This is a genomic window from Noviherbaspirillum sedimenti, from assembly GCF_003590835.1.
GTDB classification, from domain to species: domain Bacteria; phylum Pseudomonadota; class Gammaproteobacteria; order Burkholderiales; family Burkholderiaceae_D; genus Paucimonas; species Paucimonas sedimenti.
Map to the genome: position 1 here is coordinate 2,845,357 of NZ_QYUQ01000002.1, position 23,308 is coordinate 2,868,664.

26 protein-coding genes are annotated in these 23,308 nt (G+C 56.4%); 12 read left to right on the plus strand and 14 right to left on the minus strand.

Translation table 11 applies throughout. The features are described from left to right. Window positions 1-87: 87 nt before the first annotated feature. Both D3878_RS13320 and D3878_RS13325 read left to right on the plus strand, forming a co-directional pair. Window positions 88-819 (plus strand): glutamine amidotransferase, encoded by a 732-nt coding sequence (locus D3878_RS13320; protein WP_119787884.1) that lies wholly within the window; start codon window positions 88-90, stop codon window positions 817-819. A gap of 221 nt (window positions 820-1,040) precedes the next feature. Then, window positions 1,041-2,258 carry an MFS transporter gene (locus tag D3878_RS13325; protein ID WP_119785938.1) on the plus strand — a complete coding sequence of 406 codons (1,218 nt, stop codon included), beginning with the start codon at window positions 1,041-1,043 and terminating at the stop codon, window positions 2,256-2,258. A gap of 184 nt (window positions 2,259-2,442) precedes the next feature. On the opposite strand, the gene D3878_RS13330 is transcribed toward D3878_RS13325, so the two are convergent. From D3878_RS13330 to D3878_RS13375, 9 genes are all read right to left on the minus strand, one after another. Next, window positions 2,443-2,697 carry a GlsB/YeaQ/YmgE family stress response membrane protein gene (locus D3878_RS13330; protein ID WP_119785939.1) on the minus strand — a complete coding sequence of 85 codons (255 nt, stop codon included), beginning with the start codon at window positions 2,695-2,697 and terminating at the stop codon, window positions 2,443-2,445. A gap of 36 nt (window positions 2,698-2,733) precedes the next feature. After that, window positions 2,734-3,324, minus strand: coding sequence for a DUF937 domain-containing protein (locus D3878_RS13335; RefSeq protein WP_119785940.1), 591 nt, complete (start codon window positions 3,322-3,324; stop codon window positions 2,734-2,736). 260 nt (window positions 3,325-3,584) lie between these two features. Then, on the minus strand, window positions 3,585-4,265 hold the full coding sequence (locus D3878_RS13345; RefSeq protein ID WP_233556326.1) for an N-acetyltransferase: 681 nt from the start codon (window positions 4,263-4,265) through the stop codon (window positions 3,585-3,587). 49 nt (window positions 4,266-4,314) lie between these two features. Further along, window positions 4,315-5,184, minus strand: a complete 870-nt coding sequence (locus tag D3878_RS13350) for a hypothetical protein (RefSeq protein ID WP_119785941.1) — start codon at window positions 5,182-5,184, stop codon at window positions 4,315-4,317. 83 nt (window positions 5,185-5,267) lie between these two features. After that, window positions 5,268-5,474, minus strand: a complete 207-nt coding sequence (locus tag D3878_RS13355; RefSeq protein WP_119785942.1) for a GreA/GreB family elongation factor — start codon at window positions 5,472-5,474, stop codon at window positions 5,268-5,270. A gap of 92 nt (window positions 5,475-5,566) precedes the next feature. After that, entirely contained in the window at window positions 5,567-5,821 is a 255-nt protein-coding gene (locus D3878_RS13360) for a hypothetical protein (protein ID WP_119785943.1), read from the minus strand. Window positions 5,822-5,859: 38 nt separating this feature from the next. Then, entirely contained in the window at window positions 5,860-6,261 is a 402-nt protein-coding gene (locus D3878_RS13365; protein ID WP_119785944.1) for a GreA/GreB family elongation factor, read from the minus strand. Window positions 6,262-6,368: 107 nt separating this feature from the next. Next, complete coding sequence (locus D3878_RS13370) at window positions 6,369-7,298, minus strand: universal stress protein (RefSeq protein ID WP_158592255.1); 930 nt, start codon at window positions 7,296-7,298, stop codon at window positions 6,369-6,371. Between the two features lie 4 nt (window positions 7,299-7,302). Next, window positions 7,303-7,902 carry a universal stress protein gene (locus tag D3878_RS13375; RefSeq protein ID WP_158592256.1) on the minus strand — a complete coding sequence of 200 codons (600 nt, stop codon included), beginning with the start codon at window positions 7,900-7,902 and terminating at the stop codon, window positions 7,303-7,305. Between the two features lie 305 nt (window positions 7,903-8,207). On the opposite strand from D3878_RS13375, the gene D3878_RS13380 reads away from it, so the two are divergent. Continuing rightward, the gene (locus tag D3878_RS13380; protein WP_119785947.1) at window positions 8,208-9,803 is read left to right on the plus strand and encodes an ATP-binding protein; all 1,596 of its coding nucleotides are present in this window, start codon (window positions 8,208-8,210) and stop codon (window positions 9,801-9,803) included. After that, complete coding sequence (locus D3878_RS13385; protein WP_119785948.1) at window positions 9,787-10,425, plus strand: response regulator transcription factor; 639 nt, start codon at window positions 9,787-9,789, stop codon at window positions 10,423-10,425. The genes D3878_RS13380 and D3878_RS13385 overlap by 17 nt, the downstream gene beginning before the upstream one ends. Window positions 10,426-10,430: 5 nt before the next feature. On the opposite strand, the gene D3878_RS13390 is transcribed toward D3878_RS13385, so the two are convergent. Further along, window positions 10,431-10,790, minus strand: a complete 360-nt coding sequence (locus D3878_RS13390; protein ID WP_119785949.1) for a DUF1428 domain-containing protein — start codon at window positions 10,788-10,790, stop codon at window positions 10,431-10,433. Window positions 10,791-10,947: 157 nt separating this feature from the next. Between D3878_RS13390 and hmpA the strand changes: the two genes are divergently transcribed. Continuing rightward, complete coding sequence (gene hmpA / locus D3878_RS13395; RefSeq protein WP_119785950.1) at window positions 10,948-12,162, plus strand: NO-inducible flavohemoprotein; 1,215 nt, start codon at window positions 10,948-10,950, stop codon at window positions 12,160-12,162. 6 nt (window positions 12,163-12,168) lie between these two features. Here the strand turns inward: hmpA and D3878_RS13400 are convergent, their stop codons facing one another. Next, on the minus strand, window positions 12,169-12,435 hold the full coding sequence (locus tag D3878_RS13400) for a hypothetical protein (RefSeq protein WP_119785951.1): 267 nt from the start codon (window positions 12,433-12,435) through the stop codon (window positions 12,169-12,171). Between the two features lie 409 nt (window positions 12,436-12,844). Between D3878_RS13400 and D3878_RS13405 the strand changes: the two genes are divergently transcribed. After that, the gene (locus D3878_RS13405) at window positions 12,845-14,131 is read left to right on the plus strand and encodes an extracellular catalytic domain type 1 short-chain-length polyhydroxyalkanoate depolymerase (RefSeq protein ID WP_119785952.1); all 1,287 of its coding nucleotides are present in this window, start codon (window positions 12,845-12,847) and stop codon (window positions 14,129-14,131) included. A gap of 213 nt (window positions 14,132-14,344) precedes the next feature. Further along, window positions 14,345-14,725: a GYD domain-containing protein gene (locus D3878_RS13410; RefSeq protein ID WP_119785953.1), complete on the plus strand. Its 381-nt coding sequence runs from the start codon at window positions 14,345-14,347 to the stop codon at window positions 14,723-14,725. 128 nt (window positions 14,726-14,853) lie between these two features. Here D3878_RS13410 and D3878_RS13415 read toward each other — a convergent pair whose 3' ends face one another. Then, entirely contained in the window at window positions 14,854-16,290 is a 1,437-nt protein-coding gene (locus tag D3878_RS13415; RefSeq protein ID WP_119785954.1) for a cytochrome P450, read from the minus strand. Between the two features lie 543 nt (window positions 16,291-16,833). Here D3878_RS13415 and D3878_RS13420 point away from each other — a divergent pair. From D3878_RS13420 to ettA, 4 genes are all read left to right on the plus strand, one after another. Beyond that, window positions 16,834-17,871, plus strand: a complete 1,038-nt coding sequence (locus tag D3878_RS13420; RefSeq protein ID WP_119787885.1) for a GGDEF domain-containing protein — start codon at window positions 16,834-16,836, stop codon at window positions 17,869-17,871. A 308-nt stretch (window positions 17,872-18,179) separates the two neighbouring features. Continuing rightward, window positions 18,180-19,502 carry a dicarboxylate/amino acid:cation symporter gene (locus D3878_RS13425; protein WP_119785955.1) on the plus strand — a complete coding sequence of 441 codons (1,323 nt, stop codon included), beginning with the start codon at window positions 18,180-18,182 and terminating at the stop codon, window positions 19,500-19,502. Between the two features lie 154 nt (window positions 19,503-19,656). Then, window positions 19,657-20,541 carry an EamA family transporter RarD gene (rarD, locus tag D3878_RS13430; RefSeq protein ID WP_119785956.1) on the plus strand — a complete coding sequence of 295 codons (885 nt, stop codon included), beginning with the start codon at window positions 19,657-19,659 and terminating at the stop codon, window positions 20,539-20,541. Window positions 20,542-20,683: 142 nt separating this feature from the next. Next, window positions 20,684-22,351, plus strand: a complete 1,668-nt coding sequence (gene ettA / locus D3878_RS13435) for an energy-dependent translational throttle protein EttA (RefSeq protein WP_119787886.1) — start codon at window positions 20,684-20,686, stop codon at window positions 22,349-22,351. A 61-nt stretch (window positions 22,352-22,412) separates the two neighbouring features. Here ettA and D3878_RS13440 read toward each other — a convergent pair whose 3' ends face one another. Then, window positions 22,413-22,646: a hypothetical protein gene (locus D3878_RS13440; RefSeq protein ID WP_119785957.1), complete on the minus strand. Its 234-nt coding sequence runs from the start codon at window positions 22,644-22,646 to the stop codon at window positions 22,413-22,415. 9 nt (window positions 22,647-22,655) lie between these two features. Next, the gene (locus tag D3878_RS13445) at window positions 22,656-22,871 is read right to left on the minus strand and encodes a hypothetical protein (protein WP_119785958.1); all 216 of its coding nucleotides are present in this window, start codon (window positions 22,869-22,871) and stop codon (window positions 22,656-22,658) included. 111 nt (window positions 22,872-22,982) lie between these two features. Between D3878_RS13445 and D3878_RS13450 the strand changes: the two genes are divergently transcribed. After that, window positions 22,983-23,225: a hypothetical protein gene (locus D3878_RS13450; protein ID WP_119785959.1), complete on the plus strand. Its 243-nt coding sequence runs from the start codon at window positions 22,983-22,985 to the stop codon at window positions 23,223-23,225. Window positions 23,226-23,308 lie beyond the last annotated feature (83 nt).

The window sequence follows — 23,308 nt, forward strand, 5'->3', positions numbered from 1 at the left end:
TCTCGAATTTGAACCGACCTGCCTGCACATTTTTGAAGCCTATGAGATCATTTCCAAGTTAGAGCAACTTTGCAGGACTGGCGGAAAATGAAGTCATTAATAGTATTCAAAGTTGGAGAAACATTCGACGGTATTTCGGAAAAAATTGGCGACTTTGAAGAATGGATCATCTCTGGGATTGGCCCTCTGCCCTTACCAATTCACGTAGTCGACCCCCGCAACATGGTTGAGCTCCCTAGTATTGCCACAGTTGCTGCAGCGATTGTCACCGGCTCACATAGCATGGTTACTGACCGGGCTTCATGGAGTGAAAGTCTCGCAGCTTGGTTGCGTTCTGCGATATCAGAAGATATTCCCGTGCTCGGCATCTGTTATGGACATCAGCTTCTTGCGCAGGCGCTGGGTGGCGAGGTGGGCGACCACCCGGACGGAATTGAGCTTGGGACAATTCACATTAAACTGACGAATGACGCAAAAAATGATGCGCTGTTCGAAAGCCTGCCGGAAGAATTTGCAGCACAAGCCGTGCATCGACAAAGCGTTCGGAGGCTCCCGGAGCGGGCTGTTCTGTTAGCAAGCAATGCGTTTGAACCGCATCACGCATTTCGCGTGGGACAATCAGCGTGGGGGGTTCAGTTCCATCCAGAGTTCAGCCCTGCTGCCATGTCTGGCTATATCAATGAACTGGCAAACCAGTCAGTTGACGGAGAGTCTTGCGCAGAAGCCTCATCGAGCAAGGTTCTTCCTACATTGGAAGCCGCCACAATTCTTCCAAAGTTTGCAAAAGTAGTGTGCCAACGCATGGAAATTGGTAAATAGTCATGCTCTGACAAAGTCAGGGGCGGGCTGATATCACACATTGGAATATCTGCAATCACCACAATAAAGAAGGCAAAGGGTGGATGAGGAGATATAGTGATTATGTCTCCTCCAAATCTTCTTGAATTGGATTTAGCCCGCTATCGAAAGACTGGCGGGCTTTTTTTTCGGTGGTGTCGCTTTGGCATAGCGGATGCCCAACCACATGGAAAAGATTCAAATTGATTAAAAAGAACCTGATCCCTTTGGCCCTCGGCGGGTTCGGTATTGGCATGACAGAATTCGTCATGATGGGCATATTGCCCGATCTCGCAACCGATCTGCACATTTCGATTGCGGAAGCAGGTTACCTGATCTCGGCCTATGCCTTAGGTGTCGTCATCGGCGCACCGATTCTGGCAGGCGCACTGGCGAAACACGCGCCGCAGCGTGTCTTGATCTGGCTCATGATGCTGTTTACCGTATTCAATGCGTTATCGGCGTTTTCTCCCGACTTCCACCTATTGATTATTTCCCGCTTTCTCGCCGGGTTACCGCATGGCGCTTTTTTCGGCGTCGGCGCCATTGTGGCGAGCCGCCTGGCGGGCGAGGGAAAAGCGGCGGCAGCAGTGGCGACGATGTTTGCCGGCCTTACCGTCGCAAACATCTTCGGTGTCCCGGTCGGGACGTATGTCGGGCACAATTTCAGCTGGCGCATCACATTCGTCATTGTTGCCGTCATCGGGCTATTGACCGTCATCAGCCTGAAAAAATGGGTTCCCCACATTGAACCGAACAGGCATTCCAGCTTCCGCGACGACCTGAGAATATTCCGCAACCCCCGTCTTTGGCTGGCCCTCGCGATTACCTCCATCGGCACAGGGGGATTCTTCGCCTGGTTCAGCTATATTGCGCCATTGCTGACAGACGTCTCGATGTTCACGCCGCGCTCGATTCCATTGATCATGGCTGTTGCCGGAGTCGGGATGACGATCGGCGTTCTTGTTGGCGGCAAGCTGGCTGACAGGGTTTCGCCAATCAAGGCCATTACCATCCTGCTGAGCGTGATGACGGTCCTGCTATGCCTGAATGGACTTCTGGCCAGTTCTCAACCCGCGATGCTTTGTCTTGCATTTGCAACCGGAGCCAATGCGTTAGCCTTGGGGCCGCCTATACAGATGTTGCTGATCGAGCATTCCAAAGACGCTGAAATGCTGGGATCCTCTTTAGGTCAATCCGGCTTCAACATCGGCAATGCCACCGGCGCCTTCCTTGGAGGCATTCCTCTTACGCTCGGCTACTCGTATTCGTCGCCGCAATGGGTTGCGGCAGGACTTGCGATATCCGGCGTCATTTTGTCAGCGTGCATGTTAGTCAAACGTGGCGCCCGCGCTCCGAATGGCCAGCATTTGGGCGAATCCACAGTATCTCGAAATCCCGGAGAGCCAGTTCGGCGTTGATGGAAATGACGATATCTTCGAACTCGTTGCCCAGCAGCTTGCGGACCAGCTCTGCATCGCTAACTGCATCGCTTGCCACCAGTCAGTCTGCCGCGCGGCATATTCCATACCGAAGTTCTGAAAAGAAGCGCGCTGGATTTCGCCTGTCCGAAATCCAGCGACGTCTGGCTGCGGGCCTGTGGCCTCACCCCTTCCGGAAGACGCCGAACTGGCGCAAGATGAAAATCAGCAGGACCGCGCCCGCAATCGCGATTGCGAAGCGCAGGACCCCGCCTGCGACCGCGATACCCAGAAGGCCGGCGATCCAGTTGCCCAGCAAGGAACCGACCACGCCCACCAGCACATTGGCGATCCAGCCCATCTGGGCATTGGTTTTCATGACGATGCTCGCCAGCCAGCCGACGATACCACCAATAATCAGCGAAATGATCCAGCTCATTGTTACCCTCCCCCTTGTAATGCAATGACAGTGCAATTACTTGCCGATCATCCTCAGGATGTCGTCCAGCGGATTGCCATCGCCATTCTGGTCGAGCAATGCGCCAAGGCCGCCCAATCCGCCGCCCTGCGCCGCACTGGCGCCGCCGGCCTGCCCACCGAGCAGCCCCCCCAGCATGCCGCCGAGGCCGCCCAGTCCCCCGCCCGTTGAAGCTTGCGTCGCGGCGCCGACGCCCTGTTTGGCCATGTAGCCGGTGACCAGCATTGCCAGCATCGGCAGCATTTTCCTGAGCAGGCTCGGTTCCAGGCCGGACTGCGCAGCGGCGTTTTGCGCCACCGCGCGACTCACATCCTTGGAGCCGAAGATCTGTCCGAGAACATCGTTACCGCGGTTGACGTCGGTTGGTTCCGGCGACAGGACGTTTTCCAGCAGGCCACCGCCGCCCAGTTGCCCGAGCAAACCACCCAAGCCCTCGGTGCCACCGGACTGCGCTTGCTTCTTGAAGCCACCAAGGATGGCCGGGATCAGTGCCTCGGCACCGCTTTCAGCCTGGCTCTCGCTGACGCCAAGCTCGCGCGCCATTGACTGCAGGCCACCCATCTGGGCGAGGATATTGGTAATTTGCATGTGCTTGCTCCTTTTATCAGGAAAACGCTACAGTGGGCGTTTTATAGTACCAATAAACAGAGAGCAGAGGCCAAGTGGATCAGGAATCAGCCGCGACTGCTGTTACAAATCAACCCGCCTTTCGAACCCGCCATAGATCATGGGCTTGCCATCGAAGGGCATGGCTTCGGGCTTCAAACACCTTAGTCCATTACCATCTGAAACGGCTGTTATCCCGGTTAATTCAAAAAATAGCCTGTCGAGGCGGGTGGCTGTTGTAATTATTTTACGCGTCGGCCGATTTTACTCGTACCCCACGCATCAGGCCTGCGGACGTCCTCCAGATCGCCAGCAGGCAGCAGCATGCCGGTACACGCTGCCAGTCGATCGAGGCACCAGCCTTTGCCGAGCAATAGCATGCGCGTATGCAGGTCATCCCGGGTCGGGAGATCGACATCCCTGCCCAATGCGCGCATGGATTTACTACGCAGGTCGACATACATCAAGTCGTACCGCCTGCCCAGCGAGTGCCATAATGCATTGGCGCCCACTGACTGGCGCGCGCCCGTGATCAGGCAATTTCCCGCCTCCAGCCACCAGCGATAGAGGGCGGTCGCGATGCCGCGTCGCTGATAAGCCTGCGCGTATTTGGAATGCGGCGCGCGCAGATAAGGATCAGCCCGGCGATTCACTTCCACCAGGCGATTGAACACGGTGTACCCTGCCAAACACTGGCGTGCCGAATCTTCGACATAAACGTAATACTCACCGTCAGCCTCACGGTAACGGAACACAAATCCCGGGAAATTAATGCAAATTATGGGCAGGCCATAAAGCACATCGCCGGGTCGATGCAGGCGACGGTAGAGCGTATCAAGTTCTTGTTCGAGCCCTGATGGCGCGGTGACGTCAATACGCAATTCGAGGACGCGAGCCAGCCAAGGAAAAGGGGACAAAGACATGCACAAGCGATACAACACATTCTCCAAACAAGTATGTCATGGGTTGGGGTTATTGGCAGACGCCAGCCCACCAGCCGCTCATCAGGCGCTCAGGTTTCGATCGCGCTTGCACCCTCGCGCTCGCTTCCCAGGCATCGAACTGGACAATCAAGCCTGCATAGACCCCGTAACCCACGCCCGCCCGAATTTCCTCACTTGCATGCAGACTCTCACCGGCCTTGATGGCGCCTTCAGCAATGATGGAATTGCCCGCCTTGATGCCCCAGTTCGCCTCCAGATGCCCAAGGCAAGAAATCCTCTCGCCAGCCTCAACACCATTGCCCGCAAGGAGGTCGCCAGAGACCGTGATTGATCCGCCGGCACGAACGTTCTTGCCGCACCGGATCGCGCCTTCGGATACGAGGTCGTGCCCCACCATCGCATTACCGCCCACGGAAAGCTCACCGCTGCAATAAAGCGCCCATTCGGCCCGCAATTCGCCGCCGCAGCGCAGATCGCCCTGAACATCGATTCCCCATCCCGCCTTGATGTCGCCGCCCGCCGTCAGCGCGCCGTCGCAGCGAATGCCCCCGTCTGCCCGGATATCTTCTCCGGCAATGACGGATTGGCCCGCGCGTATCCCGCCGCCGGCGCGAATGGTGCGGCCTGCGCGTAGGAGCGAATCCACCTCGATGTTGCCGCGCACCTCCAGCGTCCCGGCGAATACGATAGCCTCGGCGTCAATTGCATCGACGCTCAGGACCGCGTCCGTAGGGCCAAACTGATTGAGAAGCCAGCAGGCGTCATCCACTCTGCCGGCACTCACCAGCGCATCCAGAAGGGGCTGATAATCGCTGCCCTCCTGGTAATTGCGCAGAAACCAGCGAAAGCCATCTGCACAAGGGCGTTTGGCTTTGACAAATTCTTTATTAAGGTCCATTTCGATACAGATAAAAAAGCGCGGCGTGCTGCCTTGCGCTCGCTTGCGAATCAGCCAGAGCCAGGTTTTCGATGAGCCGAGGCTTACCTCAGCTGCGCATTGCGATTGTGCTCGACACTCATGATTTTTAAATACTCGATATATCCCATTGGCATATTCACCTTTGCGATGCCATGCAGCTTCTTGCCGATCAATGCAAGCCCGACCGGCGACAATATGGAGACTTCACGAAAGACGTTTGATCTATTCATGACCGAGGCACGAGAGAGAGTATCGGCCATCCGGATCATTTGCGAAATTCGTATACATACGTACGTAAATCACGTACACACATATCCATGCACTCCGCCCGCATTGAACGACAATGCATTCAAACGATGCGTTACGCGTAAAGGCTTGCAAGCATGGCCATAACAGCGATGCCGGCAACGACGATCCTCACCAGATTTCGCCGGCGACTGCGACGCACAATCAATTGAAGGGCGAAGTGGCGCTTGCCGTCGAGAGGTTTTGCCCATTGGTTTTCCATCATTGCCTTCCGCTGCGGCTCATACTGCCTGTTATTCATTACTTCCCCTTTCAATGCGACTGCCACTGAACTCCGCACCTGCGCCTGGAGATCTGCGGCATTGGCCATGCAAAATCTCACGCAGGAATCTTCTGGATGCCTCAGGCCTACTCGACATGCATCAACGATCTGACGTCAATGATCTTGATGGGATGTGCGGGACAGAACGGCGAAGTCACTTTGACGATGCTCTTGACTCTATGGCCGATTAACGCCAGGCCAATCGGTGAAGCAACGGAAACACGCGCCAAATCCTGATTCGCATCTTGCGGACTCACGAGCACGATCGAATCCATCGTGTCAGGATTGATGCTGCAGTAAGTAACCTCCGAAAAAAGCGCCACATGGTCTTTTTTCTGGACTTGTTCCGGCAATATGATGGAGGTGGCAAGAATCTCGAGAAGCATTTCTCCGGCATTAAAATCGACTTCTCCAAGACGCAACAGACTCTCCGCAAGCTTGCATAATATGGCAGCATCATGCTGTGTTAAGTAGCGTTTGATCTCCATGGCGACATGACTCCCTGGCCGATCGATGAATCGGCCGACAATGACTGTAATCGGATGGCAAACGCACAATGGCGTAAGCGCGCTGTTTGGGATTTTTATTGCGCCGACTATGCAGCCGGCCGTTCGTACCAGACATCATGATCCGGATCATGTCCTGGCGTAATCAGAACATCACTTGTCGTCTGATCGATTGTGCGCCTGGTGACGCTCCCAATCAAAAATTCCTCGACGCGTGAGCCGCTATGTTTTCCCAATACAATAAGATCCGGCGACACTCTCTTCGCGTAAGATGTAATGACTGGCACTGCCCAGCCGAACTGGACGACGCGGGTGATCTCTTGCGATACTGGCCCCAGGTCTTTTATGAATTGATTGAGTTCCTGCCGCGCCTGTTCGCGATATTTCATGCGATATGCATGGATAATTTTGTCATACACGCCAGCCTCCCTCATCTTCCCTTCTGCCCAGACACGGTATGCATGCAGGAAGATGATGTTCGCCTTGGGCGCAATCCTTAACGCCAGCCTGGCCGCGTGCCTTGACTCGTTCGAAAAGTCGACGGGAACGAGCACTTCACGATAGCTGCCGAGCGGATCATTCCGCACAAGCAGCACCGGCAGTTTCGACATTCGCATCAGCCTGTCCGCCGCGGTTTCCTTCAGGTTTCCGAGAAAACTTCCGGTTGGCTTAGCCATGACAATCATGTCTGCCGCCTTGGACTGCGATGCAGCGAGCACTTCCGCAACGGGGTCGCCAATACGCACGGCATAGCGGCAGCGCACATCAAAGGCAGACCTGATCCGCTGTTCTGCATTTCTAAGCTTCTGCAATGCCTGCGCAACCAACATCGCCTCCGGGTCGGAATTATCGTTTCGCAATGCATGCGCCAGAATGGCGCCTAATCTTGTGCGTTGAACAGTCAGCAACTCGAGCGCATCCAGCCGCATATCCTGGCAAAGTAGCGCTCCCCTTGATTCGGCATTGACTGAATCTGCAGAGAAGTCGGTCGTGGCAAGTATTCGCTGGATGTCAAACATGCATTCACCACTTGAATGTTTCAATTCCCGTTCCCTTCGGTGGCACCACCAGCACATCGCTCCGTGACTTCACAAGGATCTGCGACGTCACGCTGCCAAAAAAAATACGTCTGAATCGTGAGCTTGAGCTGCGGCCGATAACCAGCAAATCGGCGGCGAATGTCATCTCGCTATCCAGAATCAATTTCGGTGCGTAGCCAAATTCAGCCACCTTCACGACCTGTTGTTGCGGGACACCGCATCTCTCCAGAAGATCATTGATGCGATTAAGCGCGTCTTCATGCTGCCGCATTCGCATCTGGCGAAACCTGTCATCGAACGTTTCGTCGCAGCGTCCGCTGTTTGCCGGAGAGTGGGCCATTGCATGCACCAGGATTAACTCCGCATCCGGCGCCAGTGCATAGGCCTGCTGAATGTGGGCGCATGCGCTGTCAGTGCCATCGACCGCGACCACGACGCGGCGATAGGGCTTTTCAGAATCTTTTTTGACAATCAGCACCGGCCTGGAAACCTGGTTCAGAAGCCGCAGCGCAATGCTCCTCTTCAATGGCGCGTCCACCCAGCGCAGGATGGGAGAATCTGTCCACTGGCCAAGGGTGATCAAGCGCGCTCCCGATGCACGGGAGCATTTTCCGACCAGTCCGTTGCTGCCAAAATCATCTCTGCGGCCCCCATGCCCACTCTTCTCCATGTGCCTGCACAGCTTCATTCATCGTATTGGCCGATCCTGGCGCTGATGCCAGAAGATTGGCTATGCGGTAGTATCGGACATCCACCAGAAATTAAAAATTGGGGCTTGTACGTACGTGTTTTACTTATCAATGTCCGTTTGGCGGCATCCGTGCGCCAGCGCTGAGCGAATGTCCCATCTTCGGTATCATCATCAATTTTTGGACGCGTTGAGCAACCATGCCTGAATTGCATTCTCTGCGTTATTTTTGGTGGGTCATTGGTAGCGCCGGCGCTTATGTCGCGCTCGATATCCTGTGCGGACCGCCCATGCGGTACCAGCCGATCAATCCGATCTGGCATCCTGCTGCGGGCCTGGCGGTATTCATATTATTGCGCAGTGGCTGGCGCGGCTTGCTTCCCCTGGCGGCTGCAGCCACCCTCTCGTCGTGGGTGGTGCCGGTGTTACCTGATGCGCTTGAATGGTCGGTTTTTATCGGCGTTCTTCCGCTGCCTGGCTATTTCGCCATCGCGCTGTTTATGCGACGACACCTGGACCAGGGGATTTTCCTGGCAAGCCACAAGGGATTAATTTTGTGGCTTGCCGCCGCGACGCCCGCCAGCATTTTCAGCGGCATGCTGTATGCAAGTGTGGTGTTGGGCACCGGCGTAGTTGGGTCCGATGCCTGGTTTGATACGCTTATCCGGTATGGCGTCGCCGAAATTGCGGGAATGGTGACATTCATGTCGATAGCCTATTGCCTGTCGGATTACGAATCTCGATTCAACTTGTTCGCCAAAGTGGTGAATTGGGAAACGGCAGCTTACATGGCGCTCATCGTGTTGATACTGTGGACGTCAATGAATCAGCCGCCCAAGGAATCGATGGCCTACTATCTGCTGTTCTTTCCCCTGGCATGGGCGGCAGCGCGGCAGGGCATGGCGGGGGCAGTGGCAGCCACCGCAGCGCTGGAAGTTTGCGTCATGGCCGCGACCTATCTGCCCAATGCTTATGCAGCGAAAGTTCCCGACGTACAGGTGCTTGTGTTGACGCTGACCTTATCAGGTTTTCTGATTGGTATTGCGGTCGATGTCGCCCAACGTGCCAGCAACGAATTGCGGCAGTCGTTACGGCTTGCTGCTGCCGGCGAGATGGCAGGCGCCCTGGCCCACGAGCTTAACCAGCCTTTAACGGCATTGGCCGCGTATGGCAGCGCCTGCGCTCGACTGATCGAGCGTGACGGGGGCAACCCGCTATTGCAAAAAACCGTGAATGCCATGGTGACGGAGTCGGACCGGGCCGCCAATGTGCTCAAGCGTCTTCGTGATTTTTTTCGCACCGGATCAACGCGCCTGGAGGAACTGCAACTGGCAGAGTTGATTGACGCGGCAACCCCGCCCTTCCAGGAGCAAGCGCGTAGCGAGAAAATTGAATTTGTGATTTGCAATGTGCCCGCGGCGACGCTGTTGGGCGATCGCATCCAGCTTGAAATCGTCTTGAGAAATTTGCTTGCCAATGCCTTTCAGGCGGTTACGCAACAGGTGGATAATCAGGAACGGAAAGTCACGATCGATGCCGGCACGGATGGATCATGGATCTGGATCCGAATTGCGGATAATGGCCCGGGCATTGCGAACAAGATTCGCGCAAGGTTATTTGAACCCTTCATCTCACTGAAATCCAGCGGCATGGGGCTGGGACTGGCGATCAGCCGTTCCATCATCGAAACGCATGGGGGCACGTTGTCCATCGAGCCTAGCCCCCATGGCGTGTTGAAAATCACGCTTCCTGCAAACCCTACTGGCACTGATCACTCCAATGAACAGCAACAATAACACCGTATATATCGTCGATGATGATGCCGCTGTGCGCGACGCACTCGGCCTGTTGCTGAGCCTGCATGGCTACAGCACGGCGTTTTTTGCGGATAGCATGGCATTTTTAAATGCCTGGTCCGATGACATGCGCGGTTGCCTGTTACTGGATATCCGCATGCCGGGCATTGACGGCCTTGCCTTGCAAAAAATCTTGCGTGAAAAGATGACGCAGCTGCCAGTGATCATCATTACCGGCCATGGCGATGTCGATTCCGCGCGCGAAGCCTTTCGCGCACATGCAGTCGACTTTCTGGAAAAACCGTTACAGGAAGCGCAATTGGTCAAGGCAATTGACGAGGCGTTTTCGCAGCATGCACGCGCTGATGAAAAACGTCGTGCAGGCGCTGCCTATGCGCAAGTCTATGCCACGCTGACACCGCGCGAACGTGAAGTGCTGCTGCTCGTGGTTGCTGGTCGCCACAACAGGGACATTGCTAACGCTTTGGCAATCAGTATACGCACCGCGGAAGTGCACAAGGCACGCATCATGAACAAGATGGGCGCCGCGAATAGCGCCGACCTCGTTCGGTTGCATTTGCAAAATGAAATTAGCCTGCGTGACTACCCACCGCAGGAATAGCAAGTTTACAGATCCACCAGCACCTCGAACCCACCATAGATCATGCGCTTGCCATCGAAGGGCATGGCTTCCGGCTTCATCATGTCAGCCATGCGCGGGTCCTTCATTACTTTGTCGTTGATTTCGTCGCGCGCCGCGCGCGATGCATAGACGATCCAGGAAAACACCACGGTCTCATCTTCCTTGAGATCCACGCTTTGCGGAAACGAGGTGAGCTTGCCAGGCTTCACGTCCTCCGCAATACATTCGCGAAATTGCAACGCGCCATGTTCGCGCCAGATCGTGCCGGCTTTTTGCGCGATCTCACGATAGGCCTCCAGATTTTTTTTGGGGAGTGGTAAAACAAAACCATCGACGTAAGCCATGAAGTTCTCCTTCAGAAAGAATATCCATTGGAACGGGCAATCATGCATGAACTGGCGCAAACACAAGCCACCCAAAAAATTTTGACTGGCGCTCGTGCCGCCATTGTCTAGAATGATTTTTTGGATTGTGGTTCCCAATGTGCCAGGAGGAAGCACCATGCTGACCCAGAAAACCAAGGACATCGTCAAGTCCACCGCGCCCGTCCTCGCCGAGCATGGGCAGGCGATCATCGGACATTTCTACAAGCGCATGTTTGCTGCCCATCCCGAGCTGAAAAATATTTTCAACCTCAGCCACCAGGAACGCGGCGAACAGCAGCAGGCACTGGCGCGCGCGGTCTACGCCTATGCCGCGAATATCGAAAATCCGGCAAGCCTGGCGGCGGTATTGAAAGGCATTGCGAACAAGCATGCGAGCCTGGGCGTGCGGCCAGAGCAATACCCGATTGTCGGCGAGCATTTGCTTGCCTCGATCAAGGAAGTGCTGGGCGATGCCGCCACCGATGACATCATTTCCGCATGGGCGCAAGCCTATGGAAATCTGGCGGATATCCTGATGGGCATGGAAAGCGAATTGACTGAGGATCGCGCCGGGAAAACCGGCGGCTGGAGTGGCTGGCGCGAGTTCGTGGTGCGTGCAAAGCAGCCGGAAAGCGATGTCATCACCTCCTTCATTCTGGAACCAAAGGACGGCGGCCCGGTGGCGGATTTTGAACCGGGACAATATATCGGCCTGGCGATCCAGGTGCCGGAGCTCGGCTTGCGGCAAATCCGCCAGTACAGCCTGTCGGATGCGCCCAATGGCAAAAGCTATCGCATCTCGGTCAAGCGCGAAGCGGGCGACGCCGGCTTTCATCCTGGTTATGTCTCGTCCCTGCTGCACGACCACATCAAGGAAGGCGACACGGTCAAGCTGGCACCGCCGTTCGGCAATTTCTATATCGATGTCAATGCCAGTACGCCCCTGGTGCTGATCAGCGGCGGCGTGGGTTTGACGCCCATGATCAGCATGCTCAAGAAGGCATTGCAGAATCCGGCGCGGGAAGTGGCGTTCGTGCATGGCGCCCGCAACAGCGCGGTGCATGCCATGAAGGATCGCTTGTGGCAAGCCGCGCAACAGTATCCGAACTTCAAGCTGTTCACTTTTTACAGCGATCCGCTACCCGCCGACCAGCAAGGGAAAGATTACGATTTCACCGGACTGGTCGATATCGCGCGGATTGCCGATGCCATCCTGCTGCAGGATGCGGATTATTACATTTGCGGCCCGATGCCGTTCATGCGCATGCAGCACGACGCGCTCATGAACAAGAAAATCGATGAGCCGCACATCCACTACGAAGTTTTCGGACCGGACCTGTTCGCCGAGTAATTGGCTTTATAAAGGAACACGCCGGCTGCCACTCGCGCGTATTGGTTCAGGCAAGAGCTTGAGCAATGCATGCAGGGCCAGCGGCACCACCACGAGGTCGTCGACCACGCCCAGCAGCGGCACGGCATAACTGAATGGTGACAGCGCATACAGTCCCAGCAAGCCCAAGGCTGGCAAGAGCCAGACCGGACGTGCCGGGTGGCGCAGTGCAAACCAGGCAAGACGCAAATCCACCCTGCTGGTGCGCCATAAGATCAGGAACAATCTTTTCATTGGTCATGCCCTCTCAAGTAAGCCTCAGGTAAGCCTCAGGTAAGCAATGCATCAGATTCATTGTGGCGGGTTTCGTTCAACCAGGAAAGGCCGTATCTGCGCATCGGGCGGCCTGCTGGCAGGCAAAAGCCATCATGTATAAATCGCCTGCAGCATCAACGACGACAGGGAAAATCAATTCACTCTGACCCCATATATTCGGTACTCCTGGGCCGGCACTGCATGTTTTTTACATGGAAGACACAAATGACTGGCCAATATGCCAGTCGTGATTTCGACTCAAACGCGTTTTGTTATGGCACCATTTTGTCCATAAATGTTGCCTAAGCTATCGCACCGAATAGATCGCAATATTTAAAAAAATGTTGCTACTTAATTAAAATCACAAAAAAATTCGGAGACATTCACCATGGAACAGTCGACTCAAAATTCCTCCCCTTTTTCATCATTCCTGAAAAAAGGCCTGTTTGCCGCAGGCGCAACCCTGCTGGCGCTGAGTGCATCTTCCGCCTTCGCGGCGACCGCAGTCACCAGCTTCGGCTCCAACCCCGGCGCCCTGAAAATGTACAAGCATGTGCCGTCCGCCATGCCGGCGAACGCCCCGCTGGTGGTCGCCCTGCACGGCTGCACCCAAACAGCGGCAGCCTACGAGGCGAGCGGCTGGACTGCCCTGGCGAACCAGCACAAGTTCTACGTAGTGTACCCGGAGCAACAAAGCGCCAACAACCAGAACAAATGTTTCAACTGGTTCGAACCAGGCGACATCGTCCGCGGCCAGGGCGAAACCCTGTCGATCAAGCAAATGGTCGACAAGATGGCTGCCGACCACTCGATCGACCCTAGCAGGGTCTTCGTCACCGGCCTGTCCGCAGGCGCCTACATGGTGAATGTGTTGGCCGCAGCCTATCCGGACGTCTTCGCCGGCGCCGCCCCGATCGCCGGTGGCCCCTACAAGTGCGCCACTTCCATGACGGCGGCCTTCAGCTGCATGAGCCCGGGCACCGACAAGACCCCGGCCGCCTGGGGTGACCTGGCCCGCAGCGGCTATAGCGGCTATACCGGCCGCAAGCCCCGCGTCTCGATCTGGCAAGGCTCTACCGATTCGACGGTCAAGCCGATGAACATGGATGAGACGATGCAGCAGTGGACCAATTACCACGGCATCGACCAAACCGCAGAAGTGAGCGAGAGCGTCGCGGGCTTTCCGCACAAGGTCTATAAAGATGCCAGCGGCAATGCCATTGTGGAAACATACAGCATCACCAACATGGGCCATGGCACACCAGTCGACCCAGGCACCGGCGCCAGCCAGTGCGGCACAGCCGGCGCTTACATCCTGGATGTAAACATCTGCTCGAGCTACTACATCGGCCAGTTCTTCGGCATCATCGGCGGCGATACCGGCACGACAACCACGACATCCAGCACCTCGAGCACCTCCAACACCAGCACATCGAGCACCAACACCTCAAGCTCCGGCGCCACCACGACCACCACCACCACGACCACCATTGCCGGCGCATGCTTTAACACCAGCAATTATGCTCACGTGACTGCCGGCCGCGCCTACAACAGTGCCGGGTATGCGAAGGCCAATGGTTCGAACCAGAACATGGGCTTGAACAATACTTTCTACAAGTCCAAGTTGCGCCAGACCGGTACCAACTACTACGTCATCGACAACACCTGCCCGTAAAGACAGGCGCATATTGCCCCGGATTTCCGGGTGCAAGCAGAAAAGCGGATCGCAAGATCCGCTTTTTTATTGCCCGTGTTTATTGATCAGACGGCCATAAGACGGTATTTGACGGTATTTACAAACTTTCCTTACTTACGCCTTTCCCTACGCCACTGGCGACATATACTGAAAAAGTAATGGTTACGCTCAAGGATCCGGAAGGAGGTTCACATGCCCAAATACCTGATTCAAGCCAATTACGTTGGTGACGGTATTAGCGGTCTGCTCAAGGAAGGTGGCAGCAAGCGCCGCGCGGCCGTCGATGCGCTGTTCAAATCGATGGACGGCACGGTGGAAGCTTTTTATTACGCCTTTGGCGACACCGACGTCTTCATCATCGGCGAACTGCCGGACAATGCCACCGCCTCGGGGTTGGCGCTACGGGTCAATGCCACGGGCGCGGCGATCTGCAAGACGACTGTGCTGCTGACGCCGGCGGAAATTGATGAGGCAGTGAAAAAAACCGCCATTTACCGGCCGCCGGGATTCGAAGTGGATCCGAATGAAGTCGCCAAGTGGGACGGTGAAGGCGGGCATCTACCCAGCAAATAATTGAGGAACTTGCCACGGGCAACAATTAGAACGAACGCGCGCTAGAATTGCTGCCTTGTGCGCGCCACGGTGCTTGGAAGCTGGATAAATCTCATGTCAGTGGAGCGAGTGGACTGGGTGCCGGGTATTTAAGCCCGGTTGGCAACGGCCTCTTTCATTGCTACTTGAGAACGCCTGGTGAAATTGACCATCAAGGTTTTCTCCGGCTTCAAGACCATGTCGATTTTTGGCTTCGGCAGACTTTGTCCTTCAAGCAGGGCCAGATCAAATTCCCTGAGCAGTAAAGAAGCGATCAACGCCATCTCAATCAAGGCGAGATGCTGGCCGATGCAAACGCGCGGGCCGTGCCCGAACGGGATGTAGGCGCCACGCGGTATCTCCGGCGCATTCGGCATGAACCGCTCCGGCCGGAACTGCTCAGGATCGGCAAACCAGCGCCCGTCATGCTGGACATGCCATACGGGCAAATTGACAGAAGCGCCTTTAGGTACATGCCATCCGCCAATCTGGACATCACGGATCGCGCGCCGGAAGAACAGATTCGGCGTTGGAGGATAGAGCCGCATGGCTTCCTTGATCGTGGCGTTGACCCATTTAAGGCGCGTCAGCTCTTCAGTCGTCGGCGTCCTGTCGCCGATCACTTCTGCAATTTCTTGTCTGGCCTGGCCGGCGTAGTGCGGGTGCTGGGCCATGAGGCCGATCCACCAGGTCATCACGGTTGCCGTGGTATCGTGCCCCGCCGCAAAAATAACCATGCAGTTGGCGCCGATTTCGTCATCCGTCAGCCTGGCGGATGAGGGCGTTTTCGCCTCGTCGTCATGGGCGGAAAGGAGCATGGCAAGATAATCCGTCTTGTCCGCATGTTCATTGACCGCGGCACGGCGCATCTGGACCTGGCTATGGATCAGGTTTTCCAGCGCGGCCTTGGCGTGCAGCTTCTGCTTCCTGCCCGGATATGGCATCCAGTCTGGCGGCGTTTTGGGCCAGAAGAGTTCCCGCATGCCCTGATGCTCGAGTGTACGCGTCGCCTGGAAGGCTTGCTGTGATTCTTCCTGGCTGGTCTTGTGGCTGAACAGCACCCGCAGAATCACCTCCATGGTCAGGACGGTGGTGAAAGCATCCACATCGATCACATGATTTTTTCCTTCTGCCTGGGGAAGGCCTGCATGTAAAGCGTCTGTCGTTGCGTCGACCATCAAGTCCAGATAGCCGGCAAGTCTTTTGGGCACAAAGCCGGGCATCAGGATCCGGCGTTGCCGTTTCCAGGTCTCCCCTTCCGTTGTCAAAACATTGTCGCCATACACCTGTGAAAAGACTTCGATTGCCCGCTCGTGGCGGATGAAGTCATCCGCACGCTCCACCAGCAGTTCCCGAATCAGTTCAGGCGCAAAAAAATAGTAATAAGACTGGTTGGCCATCCGGAAATGCAGGGCATCGCCATACTGTTCCTGCAGCTTTCGCGCTGTGCCCAATGCGTCCTTTTGCATTTCGCGCAGAATCGACAAACCAAACCACGACGTTTTTGGACCAGGAGGAACTTTTTTGAAGTTAATTGGTGTATTCATGTTCTCGCAAGCCAGGTCGACATCGAACCTCCCCTTTTGTATTATTTACGGGTAGTTGTTTTTTCGGAAAGTTTATCAGTTCCTGGTGAAAATCTTCCTTAATCGTCGTTTATCTTCCACATTGATGGTTAAATGTCGGGCCAGTCAGGCGGAGACGGCAGCGAGAAAAGGCGATCGCCAGACCAACAGACTGTACTTGCGTCTCGCTTGCCCAAAGACGGATGAAAGATGAAATTCAGAATTAAGAATATTTAACAAATATCGGCATGAAAGGCATTTAGTTTCTATCCGGAATTATTTATCATGGAATAGCAACGTGAAAGTTGGGCCTGCGTCACCCAGGTATATGTAAAAGTTTTTTATTCCGTGCAAGCTGCGCTACAGTTTTATTTCTCCCAGCCAACAAAACCTTTATTTTATGGAAACTCATTTAGAATGAAAGGTTATTGTTTGCCGCTCAAATGTGCGCGCCGGCCCGCCCGGCGCGATCCGGCGATGTAAGTCACCGGCACATCGAACGCGTCAATGGCCAAGACACCGAGCATGGAAAACCTTTTAAAACATCTGGTGGAAATCACGGGACACCGTGACCATAACCTGCTGGATATCTCCATTATTTCAGCGCTCAGCGATCTGGTGGGCGCAAGGCAGGCGCGCGTGCTCGAAATCTTCCGCGTGCGTGAGGAAACCTTCGTGCGTCCGCGCGTGTGGCTCAAGGATGGCCAAGCGGTTTCGATGGAAGAACATGCCGAGGGCGACCAGAGCGGCGAGCCGATCAGTGATTTTCCGGCACTCGTGACGTGCATGGAACAGCACAGTGTAAGCATCGAGGAAACCACTGCCGAAAACGAACATGTGCTGTGGATACCGGTCTGGCTGAACGAAAAAGTCAGCACTTGCCTGCACATCGTCAATGCGACGCCGTATACGCCAGCGATGAAGGATGTCATGAACGGCATCCTGAATGTGTATCGCAATTTCCAGAATCTGCTCGATTACAGCGAACGCGATTCACTGACCGGCCTCCTGAACCGCAAGACTTTCGACGAGAAATTCTCGAAGATGACTGCCTATATCGCGCCGCCCGACAGCACCGGGCAGGAGGGCGACGAGCGGCGCAGCAGCGACGAAGTGCGCGAGCACTGGATGGCGATGGTCGATATCGACCATTTCAAGCGCATCAACGATACCTTCGGCCACCTGTATGGCGATGAAGTGCTGATCCTGGTAGCCAATCTGCTGCGCGCCTCGTTCCGCGCGCAAGACCGCATCTTCCGCTTCGGCGGCGAGGAATTCATGATCCTGCTGCGCTCGACCACGCTGGAGGATGCCCGCAGGATATTCGAACGCTTCCGCGCCAGCGTCGAGCAATACAGCTTTCCGCAAGTCGGCCAGGTCACGGTCAGCCTGGGCTTCGTGAAGATTTCCGCGCAAACGCCGGTGGTGCTGGTCGGCCACGCCGACCAGGCGCTGTATTATGCCAAGACGCACGGTCGCAACCAGGTCTGCCACTACGAAGAATTGATTGCCGCGGGCCTGCTGTATTCCGGCGTCTCCAACGATAGCGTCGAGTTCTTCTGAGATTTCGTTCACTTCCTGTCGGCCTAATTGTGCTAATGTCATCAGTGCGGCACGGCTCGCGCCACGGAATATCTAATCGTTTGTGAAACCTTTGTCAATTCGTACAAAACGCAATAGTCACTCCACAATCGCACGCGATAAAATATTGGCTTCCACCAGGAAATCCAATCCATTCGACGATTACAAAAACGCAAACGATGTCAGTGCATTAGCATCAAAACAGTTGTTTCTGCTCCCCCATCCTCTGTAGTTGCGGCGTACCACGCTGCGCTGTTTTCGCCGTCCCTATTTATCCATTGGGAGTCAGCATGAGCGGCACACCTTTTTATCGCACCCTCTATTTCCAGGTCATTACCGCCATTGTCATTGGCGTTTTGCTTGGCCATTTTTATCCTGAAACCGGCGCAGCCATGAAGCCGCTGGGCGACGGTTTCATCAAACTGATCAAGATGATCATTGCGCCGATCATCTTTTGTACCGTGGTGATCGGCATCGCCGGCATGGAAGACATGAAAAAGGTCGGCAAGACTGGTGGTCTGGCCTTGCTGTATTTCGAGGTAGTGAGCTCACTGGCCCTGGTCATCGGCCTGATCATTGTCAACTTGGCAAAACCGGGCGTCGGCATGCATGTCGATGCAGCGTCGCTGGATACCAAGGACCTGGCGACCTACACGGAGCCGGGCCAGCTGGAAAGCACCACCGATTTTTTCCTGAACATCATTCCCTCCAGCGTGGTCGATGCCTTCGCCAAGGGCAATATACTGCAAGTACTGCTGTTTTCCATCCTGTTCGGCTTCGCCCTGCACCACTTCGGCGGCCGCAACAATACGGTGTTCCATTTCATCGAGAAAATGGGCGCAATCCTGTTCGGCATTGTCGGCATCATCATGAAACTGGCGCCAATCGGTGCGTTCGGCGCCATGGCTTTCACCATCGGCAAATATGGCGTCGGCTCCCTGGTTTCTCTGGGCATGCTGATGGCGACCTTTTACGCGACCTGCCTGCTGTTTATCTTCGTGGTGCTGGGGGGCATCGCGCGCTTCCACGGCTTCAGCGTCTGGAAACTCATCAAGTACATCAAGGAAGAATTGTTCATCGTGCTGGGCACATCCTCGTCGGAGTCGGTACTGCCACGCATCATGGCCAAGATGGAAAACCTCGGCGCGAAAAAATCCGTGGTCGGGCTGGTGGTGCCGACCGGGTATTCGTTCAACCTTGACGGCACCTCGATCTACCTGACCCTGGCGGCGGTGTTCGTGGCCCAGGCCACCGACACGCCCATGACACTGACCCAGCAACTGACCTTGCTGGCGGTCTTGCTGGTGACATCGAAGGGGGCGGCGGGCGTGACCGGCAGCGGCTTCATCGTGCTGGCGGCGACGCTGTCGGCGGTGGGTGGGGTTCCGGTGGCGGGATTGGCGCTGATCCTGGGTATTGACCGCTTCATGTCGGAAGCGCGCGCACTGACCAACCTGATCGGCAACAGCGTGGCAACCCTGGTGGTGGCGAAATGGACCGGCGACCTCGATACCGCGCGCATGCGCTCCCACCTGGACCGGGAAAGCGATATGGAGGCGAACGACCCCGAGGAAATCGTCGCCGATGAACTGGACAAGAACGGCACGGTCTGACGGCAACATCACTGATCGCCCGCACGCCGCACGGCGTGCGCGGCAGGCCGGCTGCCTGCTCTGCCAAACAGCGATATCAGATGCCATTGCATGATGCGATAATTGCATTCCGCATTCTCTGCAACCCCTGCTTTTCTTTTCCTCCTCCTCATTAATGAATTCCGGTCTCCTTTACGCCGCCGTGGCCTATGCCGTGTGGGGCTTGTTCCCCCTGTATTTCAAGGCGGTGCAGGACGTCCCGCCCCTGCAGATGCTGATGCACCGGGCGGTCTGGTCAATGCTGTTCCTGGTCATCGTGCTGATGACGCGCCGCCAATGGGCATGGCTCGGCCGCGCCGTGCGCGACCGCAAAGTGCTGGGCTGTTTCGTCGCCAGCGCCTTGCTGCTGTCGCTGAACTGGTTTGTTTATATCTGGGCGGTCAACCACGGACGGGTGGTCGATGCCAGCCTGGGCTATTTCATCACGCCCTTGCTCAATGTTCTGCTCGGCCTGCTCGTGCTGGGCGAGCGCTTGCGGTCGCTGCAATGGGGCGCGGTCGGCCTGGCGGCGGCCGGGGTGGCCTGGCTGACCTGGCACAGCGGCGGCCTGCCGTGGATCGGCCTGTTGCTGGCAGCGACCTTCGGCATCTATGGCTTGCTGCGCAAGACCGCACCGCTGGGCGCGCTGGAAGGACTGACGCTGGAAACCCTGCTGATGTTTCCGGCCGCCGCGCTTTATCTTGGCTGGCAAAGTGCCGCCGGCGCCAATGCATTCAGTGGCGCGCCGCTGTCGACCCAGTTGCTGCTGGCTGCGGCCGGCCCGATCACCGCGATCCCCCTCTTGATGTTCGCCACCGGCGCGCGCCGCATTCCGATGTCACTGTTAGGCTTGCTGCAATACATCTCCCCGACATTGCAACTGCTGCTCGGCGTGGCGCTCTATGACGAGCCGCTCGGCGGCGCGCGCCTGCTCGGCTTTATCCTGATCTGGGGCGGCCTGGCCATCTATTCACTGGAAGGCTTGTGGCGCAGCCGCGCCGGCAAAACGCTCGGAGCATGAAGCATCGGCAAGCGCGTTAGCGTCCCGATGCTTGGAAATGTCGGATTTTCCCTGCGTGCCCATGTTCGCTGGCAACCCTTCGGCTCCCCGATGCGGTATCCTTGCACTCTTCATTTTTTTGGATTCAACTCCGGTATTTACCATGGCCAATTACGTCTACACCATGAACCGCGTGGGCAAGATCGTCCCGCCCAAGCGCCATATCCTGAAGGATATTTCCCTGTCGTTTTTCCCCGGCGCCAAGATCGGCGTGCTCGGCCTGAACGGCTCGGGAAAATCGACCCTGCTGAAAATCATGGCCGGCATCGACAAGGATATCGAAGGCGAAGCCGTGCCAATGCCGGGATTGAACATCGGTTACCTGCCGCAGGAGCCGCAACTCGACCCCGAACAGACCGTGCGCCAGGCGGTGGAATCCGCCCTGGGCGAAGTGTTCGAAGCACAAGCCAAGCTCGATGCGGTGTATGCCGCCTATGCCGAGGAAGATGCCGACTTTGACGCACTGGCAGCAGAACAGGGGCGCCTGGAAGCGATCATTGCCGCCTCCGACGGCAACAGCCTGAACCAGCAACTGGAAATGGCCGCCGACGCCCTGCGCCTGCCGCCGTGGGAAGCCAAGATCGGCGTCTTGTCCGGCGGTGAAAAGCGCCGCGTCGCCCTGTGCCGCCTGCTGCTGTCGAAACCCGACATGCTGCTGCTGGACGAGCCGACCAACCATCTGGATGCGGAATCGGTCGATTGGCTCGAGCAATTCCTGCAGCGCTTCCCCGGCACCGTGGTCGGCATCACCCATGACCGTTATTTCCTGGATAACGCCGCCGAATGGATTCTCGAACTCGACCGCGGCCACGGCATTCCCTGGAAAGGCAATTACAGCTCCTGGCTGGAACAAAAGGGCGCCCGCCTCAAGCAGGAAGAATCCAGCGAGTCGGCACGGCAAAAGACCATTGCCAAGGAACTGGAGTGGGTACGGCAGAATCCGAAAGGCCGTCAGGCCAAGAGCAAGGCCCGTCTGGCACGCTTCAATGAATTGTCCGAACACGAATACCAGAAGCGCAACGAGACCCAGGAAATCTTCATCCCGGTGGCTGAGCGCCTGGGCAATGAAGTCATCGAATTCAAGAATGTGTCAAAGGCATTCGGCGACCGTCTGCTGATCGACGACCTGAACTTCAAGATCCCGGCTGGCGCCATCGTCGGCATCATCGGCCCCAACGGCGCCGGCAAATCGACGCTGTTCAAGATGATTGCGGGGCTCGAGCAACCGGACAGCGGTGAAGTGGTGAAGGGCGCGACCGTGCAGATTTCCCTGGTGGACCAGTCGCGCGAGCAACTGGAAAACAAGAAAACGGTGTTTGACGACGTTGCCAACGGCGCCGATCTTCTGACCGTCGGCCGCTTCGAGATGCCGGCGCGCGCCTATCTCGGACGCTTCAACTTCAAGGGCGGCGACCAGCAAAAGATCGTCGGCAACCTCTCCGGCGGCGAGCGCGGCCGCCTGCATCTGGCCAAGACCTTACTCATGGGCGGCAACGTCTTGCTGCTGGATGAACCATCCAACGATCTGGATGTGGAAACCCTGCGCGCGCTGGAAGACGCCTTGCTGGAATTCGCCGGCAGCGTGCTGGTGATCTCGCATGACCGCTGGTTCCTTGACCGCATCGCCACCCATATCCTGGCGTTCGAGGGCAATTCGCAAGTGACTTTCTTTGACGGCAATTACCAGGAATATGAAGCCGACAAGGTCAAGCGCCTGGGCGAAGAAGGCGCCAAGCCGAAGCGGGTGCGCTACAAGCCGGTCACCCGGTAAGCTGCCAAGCCGATCCGGCGGCAAGTGCAACGGGGTGAGCCATGCTCGCCCCGTTTTGCTTTCAATCGACCGCGCCCTGTTCGCGCAGCCATTGCACCAGCTTTTGCAAGCCAGCCTGGTTGATGGTGATCGAACTGGAGACCACGTCCTGGCCGCCGGCATCTTCGCGGATCTGGATATCGACCGAGGAATCGTTTTCCGGATGCAGGGTCACCACCAGTTTTTCCGTGCCGATCGCGGTGGCGTTCTGGATCACCGCCTGGCCGGAGTCCGATGCCTGGAATGTCGAATGCATGCCACCTCCCTATTCATCCATGCCGTTCAGGGTTTCGATATCGCCGATGGCCAGCTTCAGCATCAATTCGGGCGTGGCTTCTTTCGCCGATATGCCGGTCACTATGGCATCCGGGAAAGATTTTTTCATGATGCCATTTCGATGGATGAAGTATTCGCCTTGATCATACTCAATGACATAAGTTAGCCGCTTGCCGCCGCGGCGCGTATATTCTTCAACTGGCATGGCGGTTCTCCATGTGCGGTGGTGAAGCATCGATAACGTTCACGCTAGCATGGTATATCAACTGTCGATGCGCGTTTGATCAAAAAGTGATTTTAGACAGCGGGGTTGACGATGCCGTCACAGCTGATCGATGAATTCGAGATCGAGTATGAGGGAGTCCACTTGCCGGACAAGCAAGGCTGGGGGGCGTATGTGGCAGTGTATGGTCCCTCGCACAATCCTATGCATATGAACAATCTTTTTCCGAAGCAGCATGTGACTATCGAGGTGGTTTTCCCCACGGAACAATTGGCCGAAGCGGAAGCGCACCGGGTGGCACTGGAACTGCTGCAAGGCCATCGGCCGCACCAATAAGCGTTCAAGCCCTTAGCCTCCAAATCCCGCAGATACGCCGGCACGCCGGCACGCCGATCGTGACTGTGCCGGCGCCAAGGAAC

What these genes read in the sequence shown, in the direction of transcription:
- D3878_RS13350 (WP_119785941.1), bottom strand. Translation starts at nt 5,184, where the DNA reads ATGGACCTTAATAAAGAATTTGTCAAAGCCAAACGCCCTTGTGCAGAT.
- D3878_RS13320 (WP_119787884.1), top strand. Translation starts at nt 88, where the DNA reads ATGAAGTCATTAATAGTATTCAAAGTTGGAGAAACATTCGACGGTATT.
- D3878_RS13410 (WP_119785953.1), top strand. Translation starts at nt 14,345, where the DNA reads ATGCCCAAATACCTGATTCAAGCCAATTACGTTGGTGACGGTATTAGC.
- D3878_RS13355 (WP_119785942.1), bottom strand. Translation starts at nt 5,474, where the DNA reads ATGATCCGGATGGCCGATACTCTCTCTCGTGCCTCGGTCATGAATAGA.
- D3878_RS13440 (WP_119785957.1), bottom strand. Translation starts at nt 22,646, where the DNA reads ATGCATTCGACATTCCAGGCATCGGACTCCGGCCAGGCGGTGATCCAG.
- D3878_RS13385 (WP_119785948.1), top strand. Translation starts at nt 9,787, where the DNA reads ATGAACAGCAACAATAACACCGTATATATCGTCGATGATGATGCCGCT.
- D3878_RS13360 (WP_119785943.1), bottom strand. Translation starts at nt 5,821, where the DNA reads ATGGCCAATGCCGCAGATCTCCAGGCGCAGGTGCGGAGTTCAGTGGCA.
- D3878_RS13415 (WP_119785954.1), bottom strand. Translation starts at nt 16,290, where the DNA reads ATGAATACACCAATTAACTTCAAAAAAGTTCCTCCTGGTCCAAAAACG.
- D3878_RS13365 (WP_119785944.1), bottom strand. Translation starts at nt 6,261, where the DNA reads ATGGAGATCAAACGCTACTTAACACAGCATGATGCTGCCATATTATGC.
- rarD (WP_119785956.1), top strand. Translation starts at nt 19,657, where the DNA reads ATGAATTCCGGTCTCCTTTACGCCGCCGTGGCCTATGCCGTGTGGGGC.
- D3878_RS13445 (WP_119785958.1), bottom strand. Translation starts at nt 22,871, where the DNA reads ATGCCAGTTGAAGAATATACGCGCCGCGGCGGCAAGCGGCTAACTTAT.
- D3878_RS13345 (WP_233556326.1), bottom strand. Translation starts at nt 4,265, where the DNA reads ATGTCTTTGTCCCCTTTTCCTTGGCTGGCTCGCGTCCTCGAATTGCGT.
- D3878_RS13450 (WP_119785959.1), top strand. Translation starts at nt 22,983, where the DNA reads ATGCCGTCACAGCTGATCGATGAATTCGAGATCGAGTATGAGGGAGTC.
- D3878_RS13405 (WP_119785952.1), top strand. Translation starts at nt 12,845, where the DNA reads ATGGAACAGTCGACTCAAAATTCCTCCCCTTTTTCATCATTCCTGAAA.
- ettA (WP_119787886.1), top strand. Translation starts at nt 20,684, where the DNA reads ATGGCCAATTACGTCTACACCATGAACCGCGTGGGCAAGATCGTCCCG.
- hmpA (WP_119785950.1), top strand. Translation starts at nt 10,948, where the DNA reads ATGCTGACCCAGAAAACCAAGGACATCGTCAAGTCCACCGCGCCCGTC.
- D3878_RS13390 (WP_119785949.1), bottom strand. Translation starts at nt 10,790, where the DNA reads ATGGCTTACGTCGATGGTTTTGTTTTACCACTCCCCAAAAAAAATCTG.
- D3878_RS13400 (WP_119785951.1), bottom strand. Translation starts at nt 12,435, where the DNA reads ATGAAAAGATTGTTCCTGATCTTATGGCGCACCAGCAGGGTGGATTTG.
- D3878_RS13420 (WP_119787885.1), top strand. Translation starts at nt 16,834, where the DNA reads ATGGAAAACCTTTTAAAACATCTGGTGGAAATCACGGGACACCGTGAC.
- D3878_RS13425 (WP_119785955.1), top strand. Translation starts at nt 18,180, where the DNA reads ATGAGCGGCACACCTTTTTATCGCACCCTCTATTTCCAGGTCATTACC.
- D3878_RS13380 (WP_119785947.1), top strand. Translation starts at nt 8,208, where the DNA reads ATGCCTGAATTGCATTCTCTGCGTTATTTTTGGTGGGTCATTGGTAGC.
- D3878_RS13330 (WP_119785939.1), bottom strand. Translation starts at nt 2,697, where the DNA reads ATGAGCTGGATCATTTCGCTGATTATTGGTGGTATCGTCGGCTGGCTG.
- D3878_RS13370 (WP_158592255.1), bottom strand. Translation starts at nt 7,298, where the DNA reads ATGTTTGACATCCAGCGAATACTTGCCACGACCGACTTCTCTGCAGAT.
- D3878_RS13335 (WP_119785940.1), bottom strand. Translation starts at nt 3,324, where the DNA reads ATGCAAATTACCAATATCCTCGCCCAGATGGGTGGCCTGCAGTCAATG.